Source organism: Catenulispora rubra, from assembly GCF_015356825.1.
Classification (GTDB): Bacteria; Actinomycetota; Actinomycetes; order Streptomycetales; family Catenulisporaceae; genus Catenulispora; species Catenulispora rubra.
Genome location: NZ_JAACYW010000011.1, coordinates 44678 through 47946, shown reverse-complemented (window position 1 = coordinate 47946; position 3269 = coordinate 44678). Strand labels below are relative to the sequence as shown.

At 67.9% G+C, this 3269-nt stretch carries 2 protein-coding genes; one reads left to right on the top strand and one right to left on the bottom strand.

Annotation, left to right across the window (positions count from 1 at the left end):
• The first annotated feature begins 538 nt into the window (after nucleotides 1-538).
• Nucleotides 539-1606 carry a 4-hydroxyphenylpyruvate dioxygenase gene (gene hppD / locus GWK61_RS05705; protein WP_194905699.1) on the top strand — a complete coding sequence of 356 codons (1068 nt, stop codon included), beginning with the start codon at nucleotides 539-541 and terminating at the stop codon, nucleotides 1604-1606.
• A 111-nt stretch (nucleotides 1607-1717) separates the two neighbouring features.
• Here hppD and GWK61_RS05700 read toward each other — a convergent pair whose 3' ends face one another.
• Nucleotides 1718-3217 (bottom strand): tryptophan 7-halogenase, encoded by a 1500-nt coding sequence (locus GWK61_RS05700; RefSeq protein WP_194905697.1) that lies wholly within the window; start codon nucleotides 3215-3217, stop codon nucleotides 1718-1720.
• Nucleotides 3218-3269 lie beyond the last annotated feature (52 nt).

Below are 3269 nucleotides of genomic sequence, written 5' to 3'. Positions count from 1 at the left end.
AAGAAGGCCTCACTGAATTCCGGGGACCACGGAACAGGACCATGTCCTCCCCGCCAGTCATGGCGAGTCGGCCGGCCCGCGGCACATCAGCCGACGGCCCGGCCGCGAGAAATCTCCACAGCGGTGTCAGCACAAAGTAGATTCCGATTCCGAGGACCGTCAAGAAATCGAGCCGAAAAGCCCTCCACAGGGTTTTCACTCACCGCTGACGAGCACCGATAACGCGAATGCACCCGGCTTCGGCCGGCACGCACAACCGTTCGGCAGGCACCCTGTCCCGCCGGCGAGACAGCCCGCCGCAGCTGGGTGTCGATCCTTTCCGTCCGGTCCAGCCCGGGTCCGGCCGGGGCTCGGCCGGCTTCCGCCCGGTCCGCGCGGGCCGCACCCCCACCGGAAATTCCGGGTACCGAGACAACATTTCGCGGGCATCGACAAGTGACAATGCCGACGCGTTCGCCGTACCCTTGCCCCGATCATTTACTTTCGCACTCGCGACCCGAAATCAAAGCGATTTCCAATCAGTCGGGGAGGGCTCTTTGTGAATACCTCAGAAACGTCGAGGGCAGCGCGGGAATCCATCGAGTACATCGAGATCTACGTCGAGAGCCTCGACGCCGCGGTCCAGTCCTGGACGGGGGGCTACGGCTTCTCCGTCGTGGGGACCCGCGGCTCGGCGGAGCTCGGCTTCCGCAGTGCCGCCCTGCGGCACGGCTCCATCACGCTGGTCCTGACCGAAGGACTGGCCCCGGAGCATCCGGCGTCGGCGTACGTCCTGGTCCACGGGGACGGCATCGCGGACATCGCCCTGGGCATGCCGCCCGGTTCGTTCGGCCCGCCTGGCTCGTTCGCACAGATTCCGGCGACCGCCGACGACGCGACGTGCATCCCGGCCTTCGGCGACGTCGTCCACACCCTGATCCGGCGCGACCCCGACCAGGCCCCCGGCCTGCCGCCGGGGTTCTCCCCCGCAGCCCCGCAGACCGACGCGGACGCGGCCGACGTCGAGCTCCTGGAACTCGACCACATCGCGGTCTGCCTGAACACCGACGAACTGGAGCCCGTGGTCGAGTACTACCAGCGGGCGCTGGGCTTCCGGGAGATCTTCGAGGAGCGCATCGTCATCGGCGCCCAGGTCATGGAGTCGAAGGTGGTGCAGAGCCGGAGCGGGGCGGTGACGCTGACGCTCCTGGCGCCGGGGCGGACCTCGCACCCCGGGCAGATCGACGACTTCCTCAAGGGCCACCAGGGCGCCGGGGTGCAGCACCTCGCCTTCTCCACCGCCGACGCGGTCCGCGCGGTCAAGGCCCTGACCGCGCGCGGCGTCACCTTCCTCACCTCGCCCGGCGCCTACTACGACCTGCTGGGCAACCGGATGCAGGTGTTCGGCCACACCGTGGACGACCTGCGGGCCACCAACCTGCTGGCCGACCAGGACCACGACGGCCAGCTGTTCCAGGTCTTCACCCGGTCCCGGCACCCGCGGCGCACCCTGTTCTTCGAGATCATCGAACGGCAGGGGGCGCGCACCTTCGGCAGTTCCAACATCAAGGCGCTCTACGAGGCGGTCGAGATGGAGCAGTCGCACGGGGAGACCCCTCGGCGCTGACCGACCTGCACAGCGACTGCACAGAAAGACCAGCGAGACAGACCGGCACAATCAGCCGACACAGACAGACCGCGTCGCGCCCGAGCTCGGGCGCGACGCGGTCCGCGTTTCTCAGACCTGCTCGGGGAACTCCCAGGACATGCCGTCCGCGGAAGGTACGAGACCGCCGGGGAACAGCGGGGTGTCCAGCTCGTGGACGTCCTCGCCCAGCTCTCCGAGGATCACCTGGTTCTGGACCTGTGTGCCCTCCTGCATCGCCTGCCGCACCACCGAGGACTTGAACAGCGGCACCATGCTCTCGTCCGGCTCGCCGGCGAGCTCCTCGACCGCGCCGGCGAACTCCGCGGACCGGGCCCGCAGCCGATCCGCGACCGCCTCCGCGTCGGTCAGCGCACTCTCCCCGGAGGCGACGCCGCCGACCAGCTCGACGAAGGCCTCCAGCTCGGAGTGGTTCTTCTTGGTGATCTTGCGGGCCTGCCAGAAGTACGAGTCCTCACTCACGTGCATGTCGTAGAACGAGGTCAGGAACTCGTAGAAGACCCCGTACTCGCGCCGGTACCGCGCCTCGAACTCGGTGAAGGCGGCTTCCTCCTTCACCGTCCCGGACAGCACGCTGTTGATGGAGCGCGCCGCCAGCAGGCCGCTGTAGGTGGCCAGGTGCACGCCCGAGGAGAAGACCGGGTCGACGAAGCACGCCGCGTCGCCGATGAGCACCATGCCGGGACGCCAGAAGACCGTGTTGTGGTACGAGTAGTCCTTGCGCACCCGGGTCCGGCTGTACTCACCGGTGGTGACCTGCGTGGCGTCGGCCAGGTGCTCCTTGATCAGCGGGCACTCCCCGATCAGGCCGGCCAGCGTGCTGGCCGGGTCGCCCTGGACCTTGGCGGCCAGTTCCTGCCGGACGACGGCGCCGACGCTGGTGAGCGTCGGGCTCAGCGGGATGTACCAGAACCACCCGCTGTCGAAGGCGACGCACAGGATGTTGCCCGAGTTGGGCTCGGGCATCCGCTTGCCGCCCTCGAAGTACCCGAACAGGGCGATGTTGCGGAAGAACTCCGAGTAGTTCCGGGTGCCGCCGACCGCGCGGTAGATCCGGCTGGTGTTGCCCGAGGCGTCCACCACGTACTTCGCGAGCACTTCGTGCTCGACACCGTCGGCGTCGGTGTAGCGGACGCCGCGCACGGCCTCGTCGTCCTCGATGACCGCCGAGACCGCGGACTGCTCCCGCACCACCGCACCGGCCCGGCGGGCGTTGTCGAGCAGGATCTGGTCGAACTTCATCCGCTCGACCTGGTAGGCGTAGGACGTCGGACCCGCCATCTTCGGCGAGACCGCGAACGCGAAAGTCCAGGGGTCCGGACTGGCCCCCCACTGGAACGTGCCACCCCGCTTGAGGGTGAATCCGGCTTTCGCCAACTCCTCGCTCGCGCCGATCAGCCGGCACACGCCGTGAATCGTCGACGGCAACAGCGATTCGCCGATCTGATAGCGCGGAAATGATTCTTTTTCCAGGATGAGAACCCGGTGCCCCCGCATCGCCACCACCGCGGCCAGGGTCGAACCGCCAGGTCCGCCACCCACGACGACCACGTCGAATTCCTCGGTGCCCATACATCACCTTCTCGCGACCTGAGCCATTGAAGTCATAGTGCTGGGATCTGTC